General features: G+C 48.5%; 26 protein-coding genes. 8 read left to right on the top strand and 18 right to left on the bottom strand.

Going from position 1 to position 22,507, the window contains the following annotated elements; genetic code table 11:
• Positions 1 to 11: 11 nt before the first annotated feature.
• The gene (locus MD273_RS03195) at positions 12 to 236 is read right to left on the bottom strand and encodes a hypothetical protein (protein ID WP_239036322.1); all 225 of its coding nucleotides are present in this window, start codon (positions 234 to 236) and stop codon (positions 12 to 14) included.
• Positions 237 to 412: 176 nt separating this feature from the next.
• The gene (locus MD273_RS03190) at positions 413 to 715 is read right to left on the bottom strand and encodes a MafI2 family immunity protein (RefSeq protein WP_239036321.1); all 303 of its coding nucleotides are present in this window, start codon (positions 713 to 715) and stop codon (positions 413 to 415) included.
• A 253-nt stretch (positions 716 to 968) separates the two neighbouring features.
• Between MD273_RS03190 and MD273_RS03185 the strand changes: the two genes are divergently transcribed.
• Positions 969 to 1,373, top strand: coding sequence for a hypothetical protein (locus MD273_RS03185; RefSeq protein WP_239036320.1), 405 nt, complete (start codon positions 969 to 971; stop codon positions 1,371 to 1,373).
• Positions 1,374 to 1,543: 170 nt separating this feature from the next.
• Here MD273_RS03185 and MD273_RS03180 read toward each other — a convergent pair whose 3' ends face one another.
• Positions 1,544 to 1,903, bottom strand: a complete 360-nt coding sequence (locus MD273_RS03180) for a winged helix-turn-helix transcriptional regulator (protein ID WP_239036319.1) — start codon at positions 1,901 to 1,903, stop codon at positions 1,544 to 1,546.
• 120 nt (positions 1,904 to 2,023) lie between these two features.
• On the opposite strand from MD273_RS03180, the gene MD273_RS03175 reads away from it, so the two are divergent.
• From MD273_RS03175 to MD273_RS03165, 3 genes are read left to right on the top strand one after another with little or no spacing between them, the layout of a single operon-like run.
• Positions 2,024 to 2,614 (top strand): NAD(P)H-dependent oxidoreductase, encoded by a 591-nt coding sequence (locus tag MD273_RS03175; protein WP_239036318.1) that lies wholly within the window; start codon positions 2,024 to 2,026, stop codon positions 2,612 to 2,614.
• 14 nt (positions 2,615 to 2,628) lie between these two features.
• The gene (locus MD273_RS03170) at positions 2,629 to 3,009 is read left to right on the top strand and encodes a cupin domain-containing protein (RefSeq protein WP_239036317.1); all 381 of its coding nucleotides are present in this window, start codon (positions 2,629 to 2,631) and stop codon (positions 3,007 to 3,009) included.
• 10 nt (positions 3,010 to 3,019) lie between these two features.
• Positions 3,020 to 3,421 (top strand): GFA family protein, encoded by a 402-nt coding sequence (locus MD273_RS03165; RefSeq protein WP_239036316.1) that lies wholly within the window; start codon positions 3,020 to 3,022, stop codon positions 3,419 to 3,421.
• 477 nt (positions 3,422 to 3,898) lie between these two features.
• Here MD273_RS03165 and MD273_RS03160 read toward each other — a convergent pair whose 3' ends face one another.
• Genes MD273_RS03160 through MD273_RS03110 form a run of 11 tightly spaced genes read right to left on the bottom strand, consistent with a single transcriptional unit; the run spans position 3,899 to position 13,494 of the window.
• A complete protein-coding gene (locus tag MD273_RS03160) occupies positions 3,899 to 5,047 on the bottom strand; it encodes a DcaP family trimeric outer membrane transporter (protein WP_239036315.1) in 1,149 nt (382 codons plus the stop codon).
• A 44-nt stretch (positions 5,048 to 5,091) separates the two neighbouring features.
• A complete protein-coding gene (locus MD273_RS03155; RefSeq protein WP_239036314.1) occupies positions 5,092 to 5,721 on the bottom strand; it encodes a GntR family transcriptional regulator in 630 nt (209 codons plus the stop codon).
• Positions 5,722 to 6,468, bottom strand: a complete 747-nt coding sequence (locus tag MD273_RS03150; protein ID WP_239036313.1) for a glutathione S-transferase family protein — start codon at positions 6,466 to 6,468, stop codon at positions 5,722 to 5,724.
• A gap of 16 nt (positions 6,469 to 6,484) precedes the next feature.
• Positions 6,485 to 7,774 (bottom strand): TRAP transporter large permease, encoded by a 1,290-nt coding sequence (locus tag MD273_RS03145; RefSeq protein WP_239036312.1) that lies wholly within the window; start codon positions 7,772 to 7,774, stop codon positions 6,485 to 6,487.
• Positions 7,775 to 7,790: 16 nt separating this feature from the next.
• Positions 7,791 to 8,342: a TRAP transporter small permease gene (locus tag MD273_RS03140; protein ID WP_239036311.1), complete on the bottom strand. Its 552-nt coding sequence runs from the start codon at positions 8,340 to 8,342 to the stop codon at positions 7,791 to 7,793.
• Positions 8,343 to 8,369: 27 nt separating this feature from the next.
• Entirely contained in the window at positions 8,370 to 8,753 is a 384-nt protein-coding gene (locus MD273_RS03135) for a cupin domain-containing protein (RefSeq protein WP_239036310.1), read from the bottom strand.
• Between the two features lie 3 nt (positions 8,754 to 8,756).
• On the bottom strand, positions 8,757 to 9,656 hold the full coding sequence (locus MD273_RS03130) for a hydroxymethylglutaryl-CoA lyase (protein ID WP_239036309.1): 900 nt from the start codon (positions 9,654 to 9,656) through the stop codon (positions 8,757 to 8,759).
• Positions 9,653 to 10,870 carry a CaiB/BaiF CoA transferase family protein gene (locus MD273_RS03125; RefSeq protein WP_239036308.1) on the bottom strand — a complete coding sequence of 406 codons (1,218 nt, stop codon included), beginning with the start codon at positions 10,868 to 10,870 and terminating at the stop codon, positions 9,653 to 9,655. The genes MD273_RS03130 and MD273_RS03125 overlap by 4 nt, the downstream gene beginning before the upstream one ends.
• A gap of 6 nt (positions 10,871 to 10,876) precedes the next feature.
• Positions 10,877 to 11,617, bottom strand: a complete 741-nt coding sequence (locus MD273_RS03120) for a maleate cis-trans isomerase family protein (protein ID WP_239036307.1) — start codon at positions 11,615 to 11,617, stop codon at positions 10,877 to 10,879.
• A gap of 9 nt (positions 11,618 to 11,626) precedes the next feature.
• Entirely contained in the window at positions 11,627 to 12,412 is a 786-nt protein-coding gene (locus tag MD273_RS03115; protein ID WP_239036306.1) for a 2OG-Fe(II)-dependent halogenase WelO5 family protein, read from the bottom strand.
• A gap of 14 nt (positions 12,413 to 12,426) precedes the next feature.
• The gene (locus MD273_RS03110; protein ID WP_239036305.1) at positions 12,427 to 13,494 is read right to left on the bottom strand and encodes a TRAP transporter substrate-binding protein; all 1,068 of its coding nucleotides are present in this window, start codon (positions 13,492 to 13,494) and stop codon (positions 12,427 to 12,429) included.
• A gap of 178 nt (positions 13,495 to 13,672) precedes the next feature.
• On the opposite strand from MD273_RS03110, the gene MD273_RS03105 reads away from it, so the two are divergent.
• Genes MD273_RS03105 through leuD form a run of 3 tightly spaced genes read left to right on the top strand, consistent with a single transcriptional unit; the run spans position 13,673 to position 16,387 of the window.
• Entirely contained in the window at positions 13,673 to 14,344 is a 672-nt protein-coding gene (locus tag MD273_RS03105; RefSeq protein ID WP_239036304.1) for an isochorismatase family protein, read from the top strand.
• Between the two features lie 2 nt (positions 14,345 to 14,346).
• Positions 14,347 to 15,741, top strand: a complete 1,395-nt coding sequence (leuC, locus tag MD273_RS03100) for a 3-isopropylmalate dehydratase large subunit (RefSeq protein WP_239036303.1) — start codon at positions 14,347 to 14,349, stop codon at positions 15,739 to 15,741.
• A 4-nt stretch (positions 15,742 to 15,745) separates the two neighbouring features.
• Positions 15,746 to 16,387 (top strand): 3-isopropylmalate dehydratase small subunit, encoded by a 642-nt coding sequence (leuD, locus tag MD273_RS03095; RefSeq protein ID WP_239036302.1) that lies wholly within the window; start codon positions 15,746 to 15,748, stop codon positions 16,385 to 16,387.
• Positions 16,388 to 16,779: 392 nt separating this feature from the next.
• Here the strand turns inward: leuD and MD273_RS03090 are convergent, their stop codons facing one another.
• The 3 genes from MD273_RS03090 to MD273_RS03080 all read right to left on the bottom strand — a co-directional run bounded on the left by MD273_RS03090 (position 16,780) and on the right by MD273_RS03080 (position 20,215).
• Positions 16,780 to 17,466, bottom strand: a complete 687-nt coding sequence (locus MD273_RS03090) for a hypothetical protein (protein ID WP_239036301.1) — start codon at positions 17,464 to 17,466, stop codon at positions 16,780 to 16,782.
• Positions 17,467 to 17,554: 88 nt separating this feature from the next.
• A complete protein-coding gene (locus tag MD273_RS03085) occupies positions 17,555 to 18,436 on the bottom strand; it encodes a pPIWI-associating nuclease domain-containing protein (RefSeq protein WP_239036300.1) in 882 nt (293 codons plus the stop codon).
• Between the two features lie 432 nt (positions 18,437 to 18,868).
• The gene (locus MD273_RS03080; protein WP_239036299.1) at positions 18,869 to 20,215 is read right to left on the bottom strand and encodes a S41 family peptidase; all 1,347 of its coding nucleotides are present in this window, start codon (positions 20,213 to 20,215) and stop codon (positions 18,869 to 18,871) included.
• Between the two features lie 511 nt (positions 20,216 to 20,726).
• On the opposite strand from MD273_RS03080, the gene MD273_RS03075 reads away from it, so the two are divergent.
• A complete protein-coding gene (locus MD273_RS03075; protein WP_239036298.1) occupies positions 20,727 to 21,548 on the top strand; it encodes a hypothetical protein in 822 nt (273 codons plus the stop codon).
• A gap of 262 nt (positions 21,549 to 21,810) precedes the next feature.
• Here MD273_RS03075 and MD273_RS03070 read toward each other — a convergent pair whose 3' ends face one another.
• Positions 21,811 to 22,080, bottom strand: a complete 270-nt coding sequence (locus MD273_RS03070; protein WP_239036297.1) for a hypothetical protein — start codon at positions 22,078 to 22,080, stop codon at positions 21,811 to 21,813.
• Positions 22,081 to 22,507 lie beyond the last annotated feature (427 nt).

The following is a 22,507-nucleotide window of genomic DNA, read 5'->3' as shown; positions in this document are numbered from 1 at the left end:
GTTTACTCGCCTTATTCAATGAAATCCCACAGACCTTCTTCTTTGAACCTGCGGATAGCCTCTTCCATTAATTCCAAGGATACCGACTCTTTGAATACGGTGACCGTTCTGGTCCGTTCCGTATCGTCTCGGAAGATCTCCAGCACAAGCTCATCATCCTGGTATATCTCGACACCAATACCATCTCTGGGATTTATATCAGTGGCCACAACAACACTATGTTTTGGAAATGACATTCAGCCCCCGAAACGCATAACATTTACTAGTTTGAATTCGCATTAAACCGCAAGCGGTTCTGCGGAGCAAAAGAGGAGGCGCCGGTCGCAAAGTGAACACTCAGACCCGACGCCTGGGCCCCTTTAAAGACTGGCCATGTCGTGCGTGTCGGGGGTAAGTCCAGAACAAACTGCAACTACTCCTTAGTTTCTTTGCGGGCATATATCGGTCGTCCCTTTAGTGAACCCACTCCGTTGGGCAACACTTCCGAAGACACGGCGACTCTGCATTCAATGTCGAAGGGTTTAGTCTGCAATGCTTCGAACTCAGCCAGCATATCCATAGCCTCGTCCCTATCTTCAAAACTGTCCTCCGCGAGTAGATAGTGAATAAGCACTCGTCCTTTTTCATACTCGAAGGAGACACCTCTGACATTGGCTGAAATTGAGCCTAGTAGTACTTGCATGAGATCAAGCGCTACCTGGTTTTCAAAATCCAAACTCATATCCGATACCAAGTGAAACTAACACTTTTGTTTAAGTATTGCCTGGGATGCGGAAGGTCGCAAAGCGGACATTCAGGTTGCCCGATCGACGGGAAGCTTCGCGGCAATTCTGGAGTCGCGAATCGGCGTGCCCCTTGTCCGGCAAAAGAGAGTTTAACTGGCTCTTAGTGAACGATTGACTTCCCGCCTACGCGCGTAAAATGTCCAACGGCCTCCGGGAGAACTTTTGACTACATGTAACACAACCATGCTCAAATATCTGGTTGCCGGGCTCCTGCTGACGCTGTTCTCCGCCTCCGTGACTGCGGAAGAAGCTTTTGGAAAAGAGGTCGAATACGTCTGTCGGGGTGACCACGTGACCAGCACGGCGGGTTATCGCACCGGGTTTCGTGAGAAGAACCGGCTCAAACGCCTCGTCTTCCTGCTGGAAAAGCCCCAGCTTATTACTGTGCGCGAAGGCGACGGCCCCGCCGTGGCGTTTGCCAACTACCAGGTTCGGGATGACTACGTGGTCAGCGACCTTCACAATCAAGCCACCTTCCAGCTAAATCTGGCCAACCTGCGCTTCGTGGCCACTTCCCCGGGCAGCCATCTGGCTGCCAGCTCCAACCGCAGCCCCTGGCTGGTCGCGGGGAAATGTCGCGCCCTCTAATTGGCCTGAACTGAGACCGAGGTCGCGAGTCTGCTCCCAATACTTGTCTTTGGGCTAAGCCTAGTTCACAGGATTTGTCGACAGTGCTTCGGCCGGACGGGGATTATAGGAGCACTGGTCGCAAAGCGGGCATTCACAATCCAAGAATTCATCGCACTTTCTCAGGTCAGTTACTTGATGTTGTGCTCGTCTGACCACACCCGCAACTCATCCAAAATCTTCAATGCACTGCGCCCAAAGTCCGTCAGCTCGTAGGTCACCGCCACTGGCCGGTCGTTGATCACTTTCCGCACCACCATCTTTCGGGCCTCCAACTCCTTCAGCCGTTGATCAATCATTTTCTTGCTGGCGCCGCCGAGCATGCGAGCCAGATCATTGAAGCGCACCGGGCCGTCTTTCAGGTGGAAGATGATCGACCCCGTCCACTTGCCTCCAATGATGCGCATGCCGCGCTCAATGGCGCAGGGTTCCAAGCAGACATTGATCGCGGTTTTTCGGCCTTGAGCGTCTGTTTCCACATGGCTTCCCATGATTACACCTTCAATAAAAATCAGGTTACTAAACGTATACTAGTTGATAACAGAATACAGGCAACCATAGTATACCTGCAACGGACAAGTAACCTACCAACTGAACAGATCGGAGGCCCAATGAGCAACATCCTCATCATTAATGCCCATCACCACTACTCCTTTGCCGAGGGCAAACTCAACGGCACCCTGGTGCAGATGGCCGACGAACTGCTGACCGCCAAGGGTCATCAGACTCGAATCGTGGAGGTGGACAAAGGCTGGGACGTGGACCAGGAACTGGAAAACCACCAATGGGCAGACATCGTGATTTTGCAGACCCCGGTCAACTGGATGGGCGTGCCCTGGACGTTCAAGAAATACGTGGACGAGGTGTACACCACCGGCATGGGTGGCGCCCTGTGCAACGGCGATGGCCGCACAGAAGATGCGCCCAAGGCGAATTACGGCACAGGCGGCACGCTGGCGGGTAAAAAGTATCTAATCTCGCTGACCTTCAACGCACCAAAGGAAGCTTTCGACGATCCGAACGAATACCTGTTCCGGGGCAAAAGCGTGGACGACCTGCTGTTCCCCATGCACATGAATTTCCGATTCTTTGCCATGGAACCGCTGGAAACCTTCGCCTGCTACGACGTGATGAAAAACCCGCAGGTCGAAGACGACTTCCAGCGCTTTACCCAACACCTCGACGCCCACATTCCGGGATAAGGTAGAAGCCAACAATGTCACTCAGAGCACACGCAAAACTGCTGCTTTCAGCACTGCTCGTGTCGGTGACCGGTGTGGTCACGGCAGAGGAAGAGCCTAACCAAGCTGCCCATATCGCATCGCCGGACTATTACACCGTGCTGAAAGAAAACAATCAGGTTCTGGTGCTAAAAATGGTGCTGGAGCCCGGAGAATCAGACTCAATGCACCGGCACCACAATGAGACCGTATATTTCCAACAGGGCGGCCAATTAAGCATTGAACCGCTCAACGGCGACACCCTGGTGGCCAAGGTGCCAGACGGCCACGTAATGTGGCATCAGGCCTGGACCCACCGGGTGACCAACGTTGGCGATGACACCGTGATTGCGATTATTTTGGAAGACAAACCGTGAGGACAACGCCATGACAGAGCAACACGCCGTCCACTGCGATTGCGGCGCAGTGGAAGTCACCATGACTGGCATCCCGAAGGTGCACGGTTACTGCCACTGCGAAGACTGCCGGGACCTGCTTCAGGTGCCCTACCACTCCGTTCTGGCGTGGGAGGCAGAGCAGGTGGAGATTACCCGGGGGGCGGAATCGGTGAAGACCTTTCAGCACCCCACCAAACGTATGACGCGGGTGTTTTGCAGCGATTGCGGCGAGGTGTTGTACAACACCAACGCTATGGGCTGGAAGCTGGTATCACAACTGTTGGTTCTGAAAACTCACGACCACCCCCTTCCGGAGAGCTACCAGCCCAGCAGTCATTTTTTCTACGACCGCAGAATCATCAACATTGATGATTCGCTGCCGAAGCGATGACAACGGGGGTATTCCAGCCAACCATGTTGGGTTAAAGGATAATCGGAGAATAGCACGTCGAGATGAGCACAGGCGGGTGGGTTTCCGGCCCGCCTTGCGAGCTCTGAACGTTCGCTTTTTTAAGAGTTTGAGGAGCCAGGATGGTCGCAAAGCGAACATTCAGGTTTGGGAATAACGCCCGAATTTGCTGCTGGTTTGGAGCGCAGCGGAAGCCCAGGATGTACTTAAATTGGCAAAAAGTCAGAAGGGTCAACCGAGGGTCCGAGGTCGGTCTTTTTGTGAGCATGTTTTGCGTTTGGCGGAACACCAACAGGCGGAAAACTCTAATCAGCGGTGTAACTGAAACAGGTATGTATACATATGATCAGTAACTTGACTATCTTCTTTTGAAATAAGCCAAAACAAAAAGGCCCCCTAGATGGGGGCAAAGGCCCCTGGGTAGGGGCAAGTTGCGGACAACACAACGCTCAAATCAGATCAAAAACTATATTTCGCCATCGCTTGAACACGCACGGCAGCACCATCTCTACCGTCGTACACTTCACGACTATGGCGGCCAAGCTCAAAGCCAAATGTTACCTTCGGCGCAGCATTCCAGATGTAGTTTGCGTAGTAGCTGCGATACTGCTCGTTAGAGCTTCCATCGAAACTGGAGCTATTCTGGACGGCATCATCCAAGTCAGCCCTTGCTTCACTTGCGACAATATTCACTGCTCCGGGTCCTACCTTATACGTCGCACCGATCATCACGCCGGAGCTAGTAATGGTTTCAACCTCATTATTTGTCTCGTCTACATAAGCCGGTGGGTTAGGGCCAACGTTGATATAGCCACCAATTCCATCGCCGTGAACGATGCTAGCCCGTACTGTGAGCGCATCGGAAATGTCGTAAGCACCTTCCAAATGAAAACCCCACCCAAACTTTGTTTGCTCATCGTCGGAAGCCGAATTGTAGTACTCGAGCTGACGCAGGACAGTAGAAGTACCAACTCGAAGCGCTCCAAACCCTGTTTCATATCGAGCGGTTAGGTCTGGAAAAGTACTCTTTGCAGGCCCAAGTCCGCTCGTTACGACATTCCCACCCAGATTTCCGGGATCTTCGAGCGCAACCGAGAACTTACCCGTGGTGTATCGGATCTGAGCTTGCCTAAGTCCAAGCGCATTTCCGGTGGGAGTGGTGAAGTCGATCGTCGGCGTCAGACCAATAAAGCCACCGAAGTTCGTCCAGGTCTGCCCCGCCAAAATCCCATTCCATTCACCATAAGCATGACGAAGTCTGAGGGTGCCTCCCCCACCTCCGTAGAAGTCCCCCTCCACAAAAGTGCGTACCGTCCCAAAATCTGTATTCGTGGAGGTGCCAACATTCAGCCTGCTCTCAAAGGCATGAAGGTTAGAGAAACCCTCCGGGCCGTTATCTCCATCTAGCGCGATCCTCGGAAATTGAACGCTGAAACCCAGGTCGCTATCGAAATCATAAATAGCATCTAGCTTTGCATATCCACCAACAGATACAGCCGTGCCCTCAACATCAAAACTCACAGCATGTGACTGCGATGAAATAATGAGGGTGCCAAGTAAAGCCGTAGCGCGAATCGTTCTCGTCTTACTATATTTTTTCATTCTCATCGGTACTCTCCTTCGGTTAACAATCCCTTGTGTTTTTTTATCTATTACTCGTCCATAACTATGTAACTGGCAGCGCGTATGTGACACCGCATTACAGATGACGCCCACTCCGCATCGTGTTTTTGAAACGCTGCAATTAATTCATCGTGGTGTGCCATGCTCCTCTTGAGCTCAGCGGTCGAATATTTCGAAAATGTCCTTCTAACAAGCGGTATTTCAACAACGCTCCTGATAGATTTCGACAATCTAAAGCTGCAAGCCGCTTCGACAATGGTTTGATGGAATTTGGCATTAAGTTCGGTAATCCGCTCAATATCCAGAAGATCCTTATCTAACAAAGACAACATTTCACTATTAAGTTTTTTTAAAATATCAATCTGATCTTCATTTATATTTTTTGCAGCCCGCCTAGCAGCGATGGTTTCTAATGCCTCCCTTATCTCATAAGAATCAAGAATTTCTTCATTAGTCCATTCTCTGACCCGAACACCCTGGTTTTTTGATAAAACAACTAACCCAGCCTCGCTCAATCTCCTTAGAGCCTCTCTAACTGGCGTCCGACTTATATTAAATGCTTCAGCCAACTTTGATTCAATAAGATGCTCGCCAGGAGCCATTTCTCCAACAATTATTCTTCTCTTTATTTCATCAAATACTGCTGTTGTTGAGGACATTTAGAGAGCCTCCTTGTATTCACTAAATTTCATTTCGAAATCCTGGGAGCTAACATCTTTCCAGATATCGTTCTTTCTCAAACTATCCAAATAAGCCTCGAACCTCTTTTCTGCATCAAGCTCAAGAATGTTGATCACGTTCAACCTCGGTGCCAGACATATATCGAAGTAGTTGAGCTCGGAATACTCGTTCGCATGCTTGGAGTCCGGCATAATTTTTACGATTTCCTCAAGAGCTGGATTCAGTAATTCAACGACCGACCTTACTACCTCAAAATCAGGCTCTTTTAAAAATAAATCCTTAGCAAATTCAGAAAACACCACCGAAACGCCCCTTTCCCGCATCTCAATCTCCAAGGATTGCCAAGATGAAAATCGTGATTTAAGTCTTTGACAGCCAACTGTTTCGTAAACTGCCGGACGCATAATTTGAGATATAGCCCTTTCTATATTTTGTAACTCTGACCTACCAATCTTTCCAAATTTTTCATCCAATAATTTGGCCCTTTCTGAGCCAGCGAGTACAGAATCAACAATTGCGTGAGAATCAAAAATTACCTCGCTCCCTACTATTAAAGTTGGGACTTGACCAGTGGGATTGATATTAATGTATCGATCCGCCTTTTGATCAAAAAGACCAAGATCCATTTCGACCCTTTTATAATCCCAATTCGCCAATTTAAGAGCCAAGCGAGATCTAAATCCAGCTGGACTCATAGCGGCATCGAAAAGGAAGCATTCATTCATAGCCAGGTCTCTTAATCTATTTTGTAATAAGGCTCGGGAGCCAGAGAGCGATATCTGGAAATGCTATCAGTAGGCCAATCAGAAAGAACATCATGAGCAAGAATGGGACAGCTCCATATATTACGTCCTTAAAGCTACCCTCGCCCCTGACGGACTGAACGATAAATAGATTCATACCAATCGGCGGAGTAATCAGTGCCGTCTCCAACAGAATCATGAACAATACACCAAACCATATAGGGTCAAATCCAAGCGCCGTGATGATGGGAACGACAATAGGTGTGGTCGCAATCATCAACGAGAGAGTCTCCATGAAACAACCGAGTAGTATATAAACCCCTACGATTGCCAAGAGCACATATACGGGATCCCAACGCAGACTGCTGACCTTTTCGGTCAAAATATCAGTCAAACCTATATTGGTAATGACAAAGTTGAGAAAATATGCCGACAAGACAATGAGCATAACGAGCGATGTAGTCCTGATCGTCGCTTGAAACACCTCACTCAAACATTTCGGTGACATGCGCTTCTTATAGAAGGAAATTCCGAGAGCGCCGATCACGCCCAACGCTGCGGCTTCAGTTGGAGTTGCCAAGCCCGCGTAGATTGATCCAACAACCAAGCCAAACAATGCAACTGGAATAAAGATTCCTTTTAGGCCCCAAACCTTAGCCATTAGCGTACTCTTTGGAACTGGCTCTCCACTCCAGGTTGGTCTGACCAAGCACGCGATCAATACAACAACACTGAATAGGAACCCAAGGATCAGGCCAGGAATAAGAGCTGCCAGGTACAGAGTCGATACTGAAGCCTCAGCCAAGATCCCATATAAGATCATGTTGATAGAGGGTGGAATGAGGATACCTAAGGTGCCTCCTGCTGCAATCGTTCCCAGGAAAAGACTCGGCTTGTATCCGAATTTTTTTATATTGGGGATAGTCACGGTACCCATCGTTGCAGTGGTTGCCACGCTGGACCCAGATGTGGCCGCAAACAATGCACACGAAAATATATTGGTGTGCATCAGACCTCCGGGCACCCGGCCGACCCAGAGATTTACTGACTCGTACATTTCATCAGTTATTCCGGATCTCAGAAGAATCTCTCCCATCATGATGAACAGAGGGATTGCAACAAGGACAAACTCTGTGCTGGCGCTCCAGGTAACTTCGCCCAGAGCATCAATCAATGGAAAAAACGCATATAGGTCTGAAAGAGCCAATCCCGTAAAAATTAGCACAGCTGCGACCGGCAAACTCAGCAAGATAAGAACGGCTAGGAGTAATGTTGTCGTTGATATCATTTTTAATACCTGAAAATTAATTTTCGTTAGAGCCCTGAAATCCAATAAGCAAATCGCATGATTTATGGTCTTTTCTAACAAGGCTCTTGACGGATTTAATCAACGTCCAAACACTTACCATTGCGAATATACAAAGCCCCAATGCCCAGACTGCTTGTGGAATCCAGGTATGCAGTCTTAGACTAGTAGGCGACCGGGCGCCACGGTTGTAGCTGTCAATGGTTAGCTCTACTGCAAAGTAAGCCAAGAGGGCGGATATTATCACCAGCGAAAATATTGATATAAAATGCAGGATTCGTCGTAGATTTTTAGGGATGACGTTAGCTAATACGTCAATTCTTATATGATCCCTACCTACAACCCCGGCTGAAAGGCCAAAGGCAACCGAGATAGCAAACCCATATTGGCTCAGTTCGAAACTTTGTAGGTAGGTTTTCCCCAGTATGTTTCTTGTAAGCACATCAAAGGAAATTGCTATAGCAGATGCAAGTACAATTACGCCACCTAGCCAACTAGCAACAACAGAAAATCGTTGAAGAAAATCTAGGTGTGGCCTTTCTTGTTTCATATCGAAGCCCTTCTTGGAACCTATATTTTATTTTGACACCCAGGTTTTGACCGGCGGTGATTTTATTTCCAGTTGTAAACAATCCTCTAACGCTTCGCTGAAGTGGTAGACTCCGGGAGGATGTATCCAAGAGGTTCCTGGGCCCGCAATAAACTCTTCATCACCTATGATCACTCGCATTTTTCCACTAATCAGGTATCCAGTGGTTTCATGGTCGTCATGTTTATGCATCGGGTCGATCAACCCCTTCGCTCTTTTTACTTCAAGAACCAAAAATGCATCACTTACTTGCAAGACCCTGACTTCCACGTCTCCTTGGGGCTCCTTTCCCTCGACAGAGGCTAACCTTTCAGGCTTTATATCTGCGGCGTGAGAATGATATCCCTCAGTTTTAGCGATCGTTCTGTCCATCATTTATTTCCTCTCTTGTGATTTCAGCCAATTAACAGTCTTTCCACCAACTGGCCTCTTTATATACTTTTCAAGACAATCTACTGCGTCCATTAATTTACTTATCGAAATTCCTGTTGACACACCCGATTGCTCGAACATAACAACTAGATCTTCGGTAGCGACATTCCCGGAAGCACCAGGAGCGAATGGGCATCCACCCAAACCACCTAAAGAACTATCAAACTTCCTAATCCCTTGTTTGAACGCCACCCAAGCAAGAGCTAGAGCCATACCTCGAGTATCATGGAGGTGAACAGACACTCGTTCTCTATCGCAAACCTGCAATACCTCTTCGAATAGCCTTTGCGCATCACTTGGGTTCCCAGCTCCCGTTGTATCAGCCAAACAGATTTCACTGGGTGACAGAGCTGCAACACGCCTTACAATCTCGACTACACGATCTGTCGAAACCGCTCCTTCAAAGGGACATTCGAAAATTCCGGAGACATAGACTCGAGCTTCAATATTTACACGAGTTGCCTCCTCCAGAACTTTTCCGATTTCATCGATAACCTGCTCTACATTTTTCCCAAAGTTTTTCCTACTAAGCGTGTCAGTACACGTGATAACCATTGCAATTTTTTTTGCACCTACTGCCAGTGCGGACTCAAAGCCTTTCATATTAGGCGCAAGCCCAATAAATTTGCTTTCCGAGTTCCCACTTACCAACTGAAATAAGTCCTTGGTATCAGCCATTTGCGGAACTTTGTCAGGCCGTACAAAACTTCCCAACTCAAACTCCCGAATACCGGCATGCTCCATTGCGCCAAGGATTTCCAGCTTTTCGTGCAACGTTAGAAATTGCTTTTGGCTCTGCAAACCATCTCGCAATGCAACGTCGCATATAGAGATTTGACTCATTTCCCAATCACCCCTTTTTCAGAAAGGCGGCTCAGACTATCTTCTGATAGGTTGAGCAGGGTCGTCAGGATCTCGACCGTGTTTTCTCCAACTTTTGGAGGCCAGGCATAATGAACGGTTTCGTTTTTGTTCTCGTCTGAGAACTTGATGGGATTGGCCGGCACACGAATGACAGTTCCGTCCTCATGGACAATGTCAGCGATCATATTTCTGGCTTGAACTTGACGATTATTCAGAGCGCTTTCAAAATCGTTAACGGGTGCGCAAGGGATGCGCTTGGCCTCTAGGAGTTCAAGCCAATCCTCACAGGACTTGGTTAAAAGGATCTTCTTAAGCTTGGACTCAATCCAATCCTTCTTTTTTAATCGCACAGGTTGAGCTTTTAGCTCCGGATCTTTGAGTTCCTCATCTCCGAGTATTTCTACCAACGAATCCCAGAAAGAATCGAATATGACTGCAATTACAATATCTTTAGTAGCAGTCTCGAATGTATTGTATGGAACATGAACAAAATGTCCGTTCCCTACTGGCCCGGGATTTTTGCCCGACATGAGGTACATGGTGGCCATGTAATTTAATAGGGAAATCTGGCAGTCAACCATTGATATGTCGATATGTTTCCCTACGCCCGTATTATTTCTTTCGTTGAGAGCTGCGAGTATTCCAAGAGCTGCATATATTCCACCACCTAGGTCACCAATTGGAATACCGGAGCGAATGGGGCGCCCATCCATTTCGCCGGTTATAGACATGCCGCCACCAACTGCTTGAGCGACTAGATCGAAAGAGGTTTTACTGGAATCAGGTCCTGATTGTCCGAACCCTGTGATGGAGCATGTTACGATTTTTGGATTAATTTCTTTAAGTGTCTCAAAATCAATGCCTAAGCGTTCAGTCACTCCTGGGCTGAAGTTGTCCAATACGACGTCAGCCTTTTTTACAAGCTCATGAAAAATTTCTTTCCCTTCAGCCGACTTAAGGTCCAGGGCTACACTCTTTTTGTTTCGATTGAGGGTTAGGAAATAAGCACCCATACCATGCGAAGAATATTCCGGACTTTTAGCAAGGAGATTTCTCGTACCTTCCCCTTTTCCCGGGGCTTCTATCTTTATGGTGCTCATGCCAAGGTCTGTTAATAGCATTGCACCAAAGGGCCCGGACAACATATGAGTCAGGTCTAGCATGGTGTAATTATTTAAAGACTTCATATTCATCCCACTTCAGTGTTTACTAAACAGTTGTCCGAACCCGTCAAATTGGTCCAAAATTTTATTTTGCCGTAGGGCGTACCAATAAATTGCGCTATTGATTGCTATAACTGGTTTTCCGAGGTACTCCTCAGCTACCCCAGCAACCCTCGCCATTGAAAGATTTGTTCCGACCTGGACAATAGCGTCTATGTCATCTCCGTCGATGTTCTTTATTTCTTCAATCAGTGTTTCCGGCTGGACATGGGCAATCTTTACGGGGCTTTCACATCTGAGCCCCTTAATTCTTGGTACTTCATATCCACATTCATTGAAGAATCTAACAACGTTGCGGTCACCTATAGGCTGGTATGGTGTGATAATCGCGATCTTCTTTGCGCCGTGTATTTCCAATGCTGCCTGGCATGCTTCCGAACCCATTGCAACGCCAAGGCCCGTCAAATCCATGACCTGTTTTTTGAGCCTTAGGCTTGCCTCTAAACCATCCCAAAAGGTCTCCGCTGAGATGCCCATTACAAAGTAATCAGGCTCGCAGGACATCACTCGGTTGATTGCGTCCTCTTGTGCGCTTTCAATGAGGTTAATTAGCTTGTTAAAGTCCTCATCGTTATTGAGCGGTATATTGGGAATAGATATTCGGGTCAGGTGATTGGTTACACCACGAACCCGCATTTCGTCGAATTCAGCTTGGACTGTGGTATTAGTTGATGGAACCAATACAGCGAATTTTGACCTATAGCCGAGAGCATCCATATTTTGACCTCAAGCCCAGAGTACAAGTTTATTCGTGTCTGACATTCGCCCAATAAAGGATCCTATTTGGAGCCTTTCTCCTGAACTTCCGTCGACACCTGGTGAGATCTCATGGGGATTTCTACTATTGAATAGAACGACGTCACCTTTGCCTGGCGAATAATCAAACGTCTCAGCACCCTCAACAACACTTCGGTCCAGACCATAGCTTTGGGGCGGTTTTCCATCCTCCATTTCTGGATTCCAGGGGCTATTATGTACCGTCGTTACGCCTCCACCTGAAGGAACTTCTACAAACAAGTTCCATCCGAGCTGGCTATTAATTTTCTCAATTTCATAACCTGGACTGTTGAATGGCGCATAGTCGGCATGAAGGGCAATACCCTTCGACGCAAAGCGAATGATTCCGGCGAAATACTTTCCAAAGCCGCTCTCCTCAGCGATTCCCACCGATTCATCCCAACACTCTGAAAGGCGATCGATCAGCCGCTGCATGGGATCAAAGGAATTGTCGAAGACAAATTTTTGGTCTTCGAATGCATCTTTCACATCTGAAAAATAGTCTTCTTTGGTTTTGTCCCAGCGGTATTCCACTTGCGCCATCCCGATGTAACCAACCGCGGCTTTTCCGTATGTTTTGATATTTGCTTTCTTCATCGCAGCAGTGAATGATGCGCATTCTGAATCCGTAGCAAACCCTCTAATACGAATTGCTGGAATCTCGTTGTTCAATAGCCTTTCCAGATTTTCTTTACTCAATTCGAATTCTTTCAATTCGTTCCAATGGTTCGTCATTTTTTACACCCTTTTCACTTAATCTTTGCTTGGATGTCCAGAACTTCGCCCACACTCTCATTCCATTCAGCAACACATTGCTCACCACAACGCTCGGCCCATCTTGGCAGCACTGTTTCTTCCAGAGCTTTTCGACGCAGATCTAGTTCTTTTTCAGTCGCTTCAACCAATGTCATTGATGCAGGCTTACCGACTGGGCAGTCACCGCCGGTATTGCAGGAAATGCCGTACTCGTTCTCGCGGAGATTCTGCTCCCAAATTGACTCTGCAAGCTCATCAACCTCCGCCTGTAGAAGATCTTGGCCCCGCTGCCCCAACTCATCCCACGCGTCCCGATTCATGACCATAACGGATGTGCCCCAATTTATTGGGAGCTCATGAATATAGTTAGCAGCTTCATGCCATTTACCGGTATAACCACCTAGCGATCCCGTGATGGCGCAGTCCAGAGCGCCCATCTGAAGCGCCTGTTGGACTTCTCCCCAAGCCATCGACACACCTTCGGCTCCGAAATGCTCAATAAAGTCTGTCTGGGAAGCACCCGAAACCCGAATTCTGCGCCCTTCGAGATCTGCCAAACTGTTCAATTTGTTGGCGCAAAACAGGACTTGACCTTGGAAGGACCAGTAACCCAATACTTTTACGTCTTGGCTTTCCTTGAAGTATTCGTCGAGCGTGGGTTCGAAGGCACTTACCGCGGATTTGAGAGTTTGAATATCAGGAGATAGTCCGGCTAGATCGGTTCCATCGACAATCGGAGCTTCTCCAGCGATAAATCCAAGCTGCGTAGTGCCTGCTTGTAGAGTGCCACGACTTACCAGACGGATTACCTCTGATCCGTCTAGGCCCATTTCATTCCAAGGCCGAAACCTCACATTGACGCGCCCATCGAAGAGCTCGGGGACAGATTGTGTCCAGAAGGGCCGCTCCAATTGTGCCGACTGGGTGGTAATGCCCAGATTACCGGCAACGGCTAGATTCATCTCAGGGACCTCGCTTGCTGAAACCTGGCCTACAACGCCGAGGGTGGCCGATGCGCTTAGCAAAACGCCTGCAACTGCTGTTGCTACTTTGCAACTCATGTCAATCTCTCCAATTCATCTTCGTTGTTATTGCATACAATCACAGCGTATTATCGGTTACTCGATGTGTCAAATAAATATTTTTATGCAAATAAAACAGTAAGGTAGGACGACAAACCCAACCAATCGATATTTCATAGTATACAATCTGTTGATTCGCGAAGAAGAAGGCGTAAGAATGACAAAGACCGGCCAGTACAGCTCTGGCGACGTTTTTGATTGGAGACTGAGGATGACCTTTACGACCAACCCAAGACTTCCAACTGCCAGGAAGTACGCTCTTATCGTTATTGATGTAACCACGGGCTTCACTAACCCCTATTCCAGTCCTTTGGGGGCGGAATGCTCCGAAGTTGTTGAGTCCATCCGAGCCGTACTACGGAAATTTCGAGAGCTTAATCTTCCGATCGTGTACACAACAGTGGTTTATGATCGTGACAACGAAGCAAGGGTTTTCAGAGAAAAGATTCCGCAGCTCAACTGCTTGAAACGATCACAAGAATTGCACGAAATCGACGACAGGGTTTCGCCACTCCCCGGTGAGAAAGTAATCGAGAAAAAATGGGCGAGTGCCTTCTTTAAGACAGAGCTTGATGCTTTCCTTAAAACCTCTGGAATTGATGGGGTGATCGTCACAGGCCTGACTACAAGTGGTTGCGTTCGTGCCACCGTAGTAGACGCCATTCAACATGAATACACGCCAATAGTGATCGAAAGCGCCGTAGGCGACAGAGACCCAGAAGCTCACAGATCAAACCTGCGGGACATCGCTATTAAGTATGGTGACGTGTTTTCTCTTTCTGAGACTCTCGACCTGCTTGAAGGGTTGGACTCTGGAAAGGGAGCATGATCATGTCCTCAAAGACTCTCTATGACAAACTTTGGAACTCCCACTGTATCGACGAGACCCATCTGTACATAGATCGTCACCTCCTGCACGAAGTCACGTCGCCTCAAGCATTTTCCGGCTTGCAAATGCATTCTCGCCCCGTTTGGAACAAAGACTCATGCCTGGCTGTCCCCGATCACGCAGTCCCGACTCGTAACAGAAACTTAGGGACGGCAGGGATTGTTGATCCTGTTGCTAAGAAGCAAGTGGAACGTTTAAGCGAAAACTGTTTAAAGCATGATATTAAACTCATTGACCTAACTGACAACCAGCAAGGCATCGTGCACGTTGTCGGCCCAGAACTCGGTTTTACTCTCCCGGGAACAACTATCGTTTGCGGCGATTCGCATACCTCTACTCATGGCGCATTCGCGACTCTTGCCATGGGAATTGGTTCAAGCAATGTCGAACATGTTCTTGCTACGCAGACGTTAAAGACTACAAAACTCAAAACAATGGCAGTTCGCTTCACCGGCACCCCAACTGAGGCAATCACTCCGAAAGATCTCATCCTCAAGTTGATTTCAACGATTGGAACTGCCGGTGCGACAGGTTATGCATTGGAGTACATGGGCCACGCCATCACAAACTTGTCCATGGAAGGTCGGATGACCATCTGTAATATGAGTATTGAGGCAGGTGCTACTGCCGGAATTATTGGATATGACGCGACAACTGAATCGTACTTAATGGGCATCCCCAGAGTCCGGGAACTCCCGGAACTGAACCGCGCTCTGGAATACTGGCGGACCCTTCGATCTGATGAGAACGCTCAGTTCGATAAAGAGATTGAGATTAATCTCGACTCACTGGAATCACAGGTCACTTGGGGTACGTCTCCCGAGACATCGGTGACGCTCGATACCCCCATCCCAAAGGCACAATGCTCGAACAACACGGATTCTTCATCAGAGTTGGAAAGATCCCTCGAGTACATGGGCTTGTACGGGGGACAGACCCTTCGGGACCTTAAAATCGACAGCGTATTTGTTGGATCTTGTACTAACGCAAGGATTGAGGATCTCAGGATTGTGGCTGAAATTGTGCAGGGACGTACGATTAGCCCGAACTTGCTTTACGCTCTTGTAGTTCCAGGCTCTGGAAGTGTGCGTCGGCAAGCTGAAAAAGAAGGGCTTGACTTGATTTTGCAGCAGGCAGGTTTCGAGTGGCGTTCCCCAGGTTGCTCAATGTGTCTTGGAATGAATGATGACAATCTCCCAGAAGGCAGTCGATGCGCTTCAACATCTAACCGGAATTTTGAGGGAAGGCAGGGTAAGAAAGTGCGCACACATCTTTTAAGTCCGCGCCTGGCTGCTTATTCAGCCCTCGCCGGAAAACTCACAGACAAATACGAGTGATTACATGAACAAAATTAGTCAATTTCAAGGGACGCTAATCCCACTTGATCGCTCTAACATAGACACCGATGCGATTTTACCAAAGCAATATTTGAAGATGCTCGACAAAACGGGCTATGGCGATTTTTTGTTTGATGACGAACGCTATTTAGACCCCGGCGATTCGGAAACTCCGTTACAAACACGACGGAAAAATCAAAATTTTATTTTGAATATCCCTCCTTACAACCGAGGGACTATTCTGGTTTCAAAGAAAAATTTCGGCTGCGGGTCCTCTCGCGAGCATGCAGTTTGGGCAATTCGTGACTTTGGCATCCGTGTGATTATCGCGGAAAGCTTTGGTGAGATATTTTTCAATAACTGCATCAAAAATGGTGTCGCTCCGATTATTCTGGGTAAAGAACAGGTCGCTTCTCTTATTAACTTTGCCAATAAGAAGCCAGATGCCCAAGTGAGCATTAACCTGACTGAGGGAATCCTTTCGTTCGATGGAACTCACATTACTTTTTCACTCCATCCGTCGCACAGGAAGTCATTGAGTGAAGGACTGGATGAGATCGAAGAAACTCTTGCAATAGGCGATAAAATCAGGGCTTATGAGTGCTCAAGGCTTCAATCTGAGCCTTGGGTATTTGTGGACTTTTGACCTCAATAGCGCGTCGCTCTGACGGCTCGCTTGTTCTCTCTGATAGGGACGTATTTGAACTAAGACATATTCACGTCATTTCCACCCAAGATTAAACTGATGGCAGGCTGGAAAATCTTCCCAGGTCTGCCAAATATCGAAACCTGCATGATGTGGAACCTGCACCTCCACCCCGGGTTTCGTCCCACTTAAAACCGGAAAACCGGCTCCTCAGCCCTAGCAGGCCATGCAAAAAACTTAACGCGGCGTGTCAAAAGTTGATTGGCGGGGGTCCCAAGCTCAAACTTGGTCGCAAAGCGGGCGTTCGGTTTGGACAGTAGCACCACCAGCATGCGCGGCTACGGAATTTAGGCAAAGCCGAAATGTAGTAGGTGTCGTGGCGACTGGCCTTGTTACTCATTAGCCGAGTGAATGGCGTGGGCTTTCAGATAGCCGTCCAACTTCCGGCACGCTTGTACATACTCGTAAAAACCCCCTGCAAAAGTCATAAGATTGTCGTTGTTCAATTTGACTCTCGACAAGCTTTCGATCGCGCTAAAATGTGTTGAGTCTTGGACCTTCATCAACAAAGCCACCAGCGGGGCTTCAAGAAATTTGAGCTGGGTCATGATCTTATCTATGTGACGCAAAGATCTAATCCTGTAGTTTTCAAAATATTGCAGCCAATTTGCTTGGCCTCCCTCCCAGAAAACTAAGGGGGCTGCTCCATTAGGTTCTAATCTAGCGAAGACAGCTTCTATGTCTTGCTTTTCCAAAGTTTGGAAATCGAGTTTGGTCGGATCCACCTTAGAGAAGCCGGCAATCTGCACCCTGCAATCTCGCACTACAAGATTCGACCACCGTGTTACAAAGGGGTAGATTGCCTTCTTCTCTCGCACCTCTTTGAAGTGCACTACTATCAGGTAGAAAACGTAACTCGCTAATACCGACGTAAGCACCGCTTCGAAGACCAGTCCGAGCTCATGAAAGCCGTCAACTGGTTCAGAAATCTGATTGAATATGAATAACTTCACTAGTAGCAGAAGCATCGAGGATAGTGCTGCTAAATTGACTGCTCCTGGAATTGTTCTCCAAAACACTCCGAAATCACTCCCTGACTAACGATCATCATCACCGGTGACAGAACCGCAGCGAAGCGGAGGTTTTGGCATCCGGTGCATGGATTGGTTATGCATGACGACAGATTGAAAAAAGGTAAGCAATTCCATCTTCAACCCTATTTTTTATTGATAGCAACTTTGTAATGCCGAATTTCCCGGATGACCCATGAGTGCCATCATTGAAAACACGAAAGAGGCTGAGCACATTTTTGACATCCTCGTCCACAAAATTGACAGCTTCCTCTGTGAGTATTCCGGAACGCCCCAACAAATACTTAATTTTCTCTTTGCGCGTTGGTTGACCTTGAGAAGTCTTATCGCAATCTGGTGCTTTTTCCATCACTTTCTCATCTGGAGCGTTTATGTCTAGAATTTGAACAAAAACTTCTCGGGCACTTGTGCAGAAATGTCGAGCCGCATCCGGGTTTTCTGGATTCAAAGAGAATAAGGCTCCCTTCCAGCGATTGCTCAACTCGGGCGACAACTCTTGCAGCATGTCGTTGATTTCAGTGCGAAGGAGATCGAATTGCTGCCCTTCGCTATCCTCAACGTCAGATTCAAGTGCGTTTGAAAGAGCTAGGCTATTCGCATTTTCTTGCTCTGATCTATCTAAGAAGTCATAGCCAAAGTTGGAATGTTCAAAATCATTCTCTCTAGCATCTAAACGCTCATAATAAGTATTGAGCGTCATGGCGGAAGTTCTAACTATCTGGTATTGAGACGAGTTAGACGACCTCATTTTTCGGAGTTCGGAATCGATCTTTTGTCGATTGGCCCTGACCCTCGCATTGTGTTTTCTTACTTCGCTATTGTATCTATTAACTGCCTGCTTAACTTTCTGATTATGCTGCCTGACCTCACGGTTATACTTGGCAATAGCCTGTTTCTGCTTATTCTGTGCTTGCCTGAGCTTGCTGCGCATTTGCGCGGAACTTATTCTTCTCGGCATGCAAGCCTCCTACTCATTTTCTGCATAACAGCAATTAGGCAGCGCGCTTTATCATTGCAAAAATTTGACTGCGTCATGATTATGGACTTTGAACCATCCATCGCGCTGCACATAAATCGATAAAACAATAGCTTAGCGGAGCATGGCCCTCTCTGCCATGTAATCATTCAGAGTCCGCAATTTGCTCCACCAATCATACTGGATGAAATGGCTGTGAATAGTTTGGAGGCTCTGGAGCAGAGTCCTGACTAGAATGTTCGCTTTTGTTTATTACCGAACCGCCGAGGGAGGTCGGGCGCTGTTAGCTTTTACCAATATGACCTGTTCCAACTCAATTTAGTTTTCTCCGAAGGCCCAAAACCTAAAACTCCGTGCAATGGATCTGTCCCGGTTTTCCTCAAAACGCCAACCCCGTGATTAATACTTCGACCATCAACCGCCGACCAGCTTAATCACCCACTCCAGCATCGGGTCTTTGCCTTCCTCGCGCCCTTTTCGGCCAAGGTACTTGAGACGGATGTGTGGCGGGATGCCGACATCTTCGTATATCTCACCGTCGTAGGCCCGGTAGATTTCATTGGACAAGGTCAGGTGCCAGCCATTTGGCAGATGGCGCTCGAGCGTGTCGGAAAGGATGCCCTGGGTAGGCTCGCCAATAAGAGTGAGACGGGGATGCTGCAGCAATGAGAGCACGAAGATTTCTGCGGCACTGGCCGTTAGCTCGCTGGTCAGCACAAACAGGTTGCCCTGGTAAGTCTCATTGACAGGCGTGACATAGACAGACTGCTTTCCGGTGAATCCATTGCCATGACGGGCTGACTTGGTGAAAGCCAGCCGTTTGCGATCCATCAGGTACGCTGAAAAGCGCAGTGCGACACCATCGTACCCCCCACCATTATTGCGAAGATCGACCACGAGATTGGGGAGCTCGCCAACATCTGCCAGCACTCTCTTCATCACACTATCGACCGCACTGAGATCCACAGCCGGTTTGCCTGACTTGCCGCTTTGCCCGGCCATGGCCCGGATGTTCAGGTAACCGATGAGGTCATTAAGGCGTCCCCACTCCACCAGCCGGTTGCCGCCATGGCTAACGGCGCTTGCGAGATAATCCTCATGGATCACGTCACGCGCCGACTCTTTGAGATCGCCCAGGTAGCTGGTGAGCTCCCGGTCATCATTGGCGTCTTCAAGTTCCTGTGTCAGCCGCCTGAAGAGCGCCGGCTGGGCACCTGCGCTGTAATGACCCCAGGGTGAATGCAGACGAATATGGCCATCCTTCAGGGGCCGTAGCATCGCAACCATGATGGCAAAGAGCGTTTCCTGTGATGTGTTCGCGTTAATCTGGGGAAGATAGTCATGATGTGCCCGGTCCCAGGCCACACCCTTGAGTTCAAACAGGGCGTATTGCTCGTGAAAGGTTCGCCAGAAAACGTCAAAGTTGTATTGCGGATCCTTTGCCCTGTGCCTGTGACTTTCAGTGACACTGGCGGGCAATCCTTTCAGGCGACGGAATCTGATGCGTGCTACTCCAGTTACCCGATGGGCACTGAACGCCTGGCCACCAGGGGATACCGCCAAATCGTCGTAATAGTGGCCAAGTTCTTCAATACTGCCCGCATGAACCTTCAGGCAGCTGATGCTGGTTTCTTCAAAAAGGGTGTACCAATCTTCCTCGATCAGCAACACAGTGCCGTAACCCTGGGAACGCCAGACACCCTGCAGGCTTGCAAAATCAGGACTGGAAAGAGAGCTGCCGCGGTATTGGGTGGGTTTCATAGAGGACTCCAGGTCCATGCGCCCGGCATCTGCGCGAACCAGACCTGGGCCCTGCAGTCGTAAAGAAAGGGTGGTGCCATCCCGGGGTACTGGATGTTCAGGTTTTTATCAGGGTAGACCTCGCTGGCATCCAGCTTGCGGTAATCCGCCCGAACCTCCTCCAGAAAAAGTTGAATAAAATTACCGCGAAAGGGCAGGCCCCCAGTAATAGAGTTCGTAGTCCTGCATTGTGACTCTCCCACTCTGACAGTTGAGAAGATAACTGTTGTCTGGAAGTGTAGCGCACAGGAAAAGACCCGATCCGAAAGCCAGGTCTATTCAACTCAATACCGCTGGTTTAGCAACCTGGTTTCAAAAGCCGACAATGTTAGGGAAAACCGGGACTGAAAATAGATCTGTCCCGGTTTTCCTAGGTACCTGAAGGCCCTTTCAAAAACTCGTGCTGAGGTACCGAACGGATTAAGGCGGGAGTGTAAGGTGACGGGTATTAGTAACCACAAAGGAAAAAGCGATGAAACGATCAGCTGACAACTCGGTACGTGGGCAATGCGAAGACATTCTTAGGGGCGAGCTTTCATACAATCTGGAACACAAAATACTCGCCAGTGAGAACACCATTACTAATCGACTCCTCATGCGATCCCAGGAACTTCAGAGGGCTTATGCCGAACTGGAAGACAAGCTGGGTAATGACAGTCGCGCATTAACCACGTTTTTGAGGACGTTGCTGTCTTCAGCAGCGTTCTGGTGTCCGGAGAAGAATGCTGAGGCACGGAAAGATCGGAAGCGGTTGGAAGATGTGAACGAAGAGATAGCATCGCTCGCGTCGCGGCTGGCGAATCTACTCGATGAACGATCAGTGCTCCACAATCATACAGGGTTCTCGTGTGGCGAAGTCTACGATTTATGTTCCGCCACAGAGGCTGCAACCAAAGACCACCATATGTTTCAGTCGTATCCAAGGACGGAATTCCGGCAACTGTTTGCCCAGTACGACGGCAAGTACTGGCCCTCGCTATCTCAGGTTGTAAGGGCAGTGGGGCAGGACGCGGCTTCTACCGAGATCTATGCGACTGACCCGTTAACTGAGGCAGGTACTGCTGGGCCAAGGGCCTCTCAGGCGGATTTTTTCCGGGCTTGGTTTGCCTCGATCGAAGAAAACAGCATGAGGTATTCGGGGTTTCTTCCACAGGGCTTTCGTTTAAGCGATGAGTCGATGGCTACGCTGGCGGATTGTGCGCTGGACAATGATCCGGACAAGCCTACAGGGGCGGAGTACATCAAGCGGTTACGGCAGCGGGCCCGGGAGGCTCAGAAGGGGCTGGAGAGCTAACGGGAGTATAGCTCTCCTGAAAACCGGCTAGCGATTATGACCGCGTTGAACAATATGGTAAGGAAAACCGGGTACGATCACCCTGGCCTGTCTAGGCATCAGCTTCTCCTTGCTTTTTTGGCACAGAATCCGTTCTGTGCGTTTTACCTAGTGTTAGCCGGAAACCACCCCCCGTGCCGATTTCACCAACTATGTTGTTTGTCTCGAACAAGCTCAGACTATTCCCTTAAGTCCAACTTAGGGTTAAGCCATAAAAAATCCATCATCGGTAACGCTTATTGTCGGTCATCTCCCAGTACAAATCCCAGACCGCCTTTAGCACATCAGCCGCGAGCTCATCAGTATAGTTAGCCTCATCTACGATGACGTCGTACAGGAGCCGCGCCTTGCTAGGAAAATCCTCACGCCTGAGCGGCATAATAGTGGTTGCAGCACTCTCCGCCCGCTCTCGAGCCCCCCTCTTGCTAACCGCGATAGTCTCAAGAGCAGTAGTTAGTCTTTCAATAGTGTTTGCTGGATCCTTGACATTCATTCTCATACCTCCATTTTTTACGTTGGCTATCCGCCCGCTCCCTCAAACAACCTCTCAACGTCCCGAACAAATTCACAAACAGGGTTTGCCTACCAGCCATTCGCTTCCTTAACCGACGAAGGGCGATTAGGTCGTGGTTCGCTTGGACGACCAAGTGCACAGGATTCGTCACGAAGCAGCAAACTGAAAACCGCCAACTCATCAACCTGTTTTCATTCCTGAAGGTTCGTCAGATATTACTCTAAATCACCCTGCTCGACGAACATTGCTTGGAGATTATGATCAACGATATGGTGAGGAATACCCGGTACAATCAAGCTGGCCCGCGCGGGCATCAGGTTCTACCTGCTTCTGAGACACAGAATCTATTCTTGCGTGGTTACCAAATTCCAATGGAAGAATTAGAAATGTTGTTAGAAATTTACGC

This window comes from Marinobacter sp. C7 (assembly GCF_022343555.1).
In the GTDB taxonomy this organism is placed as follows: domain Bacteria; phylum Pseudomonadota; class Gammaproteobacteria; order Pseudomonadales; family Oleiphilaceae; genus Marinobacter.
This window is presented reverse-complemented; position numbering and strand designations above follow the sequence as displayed.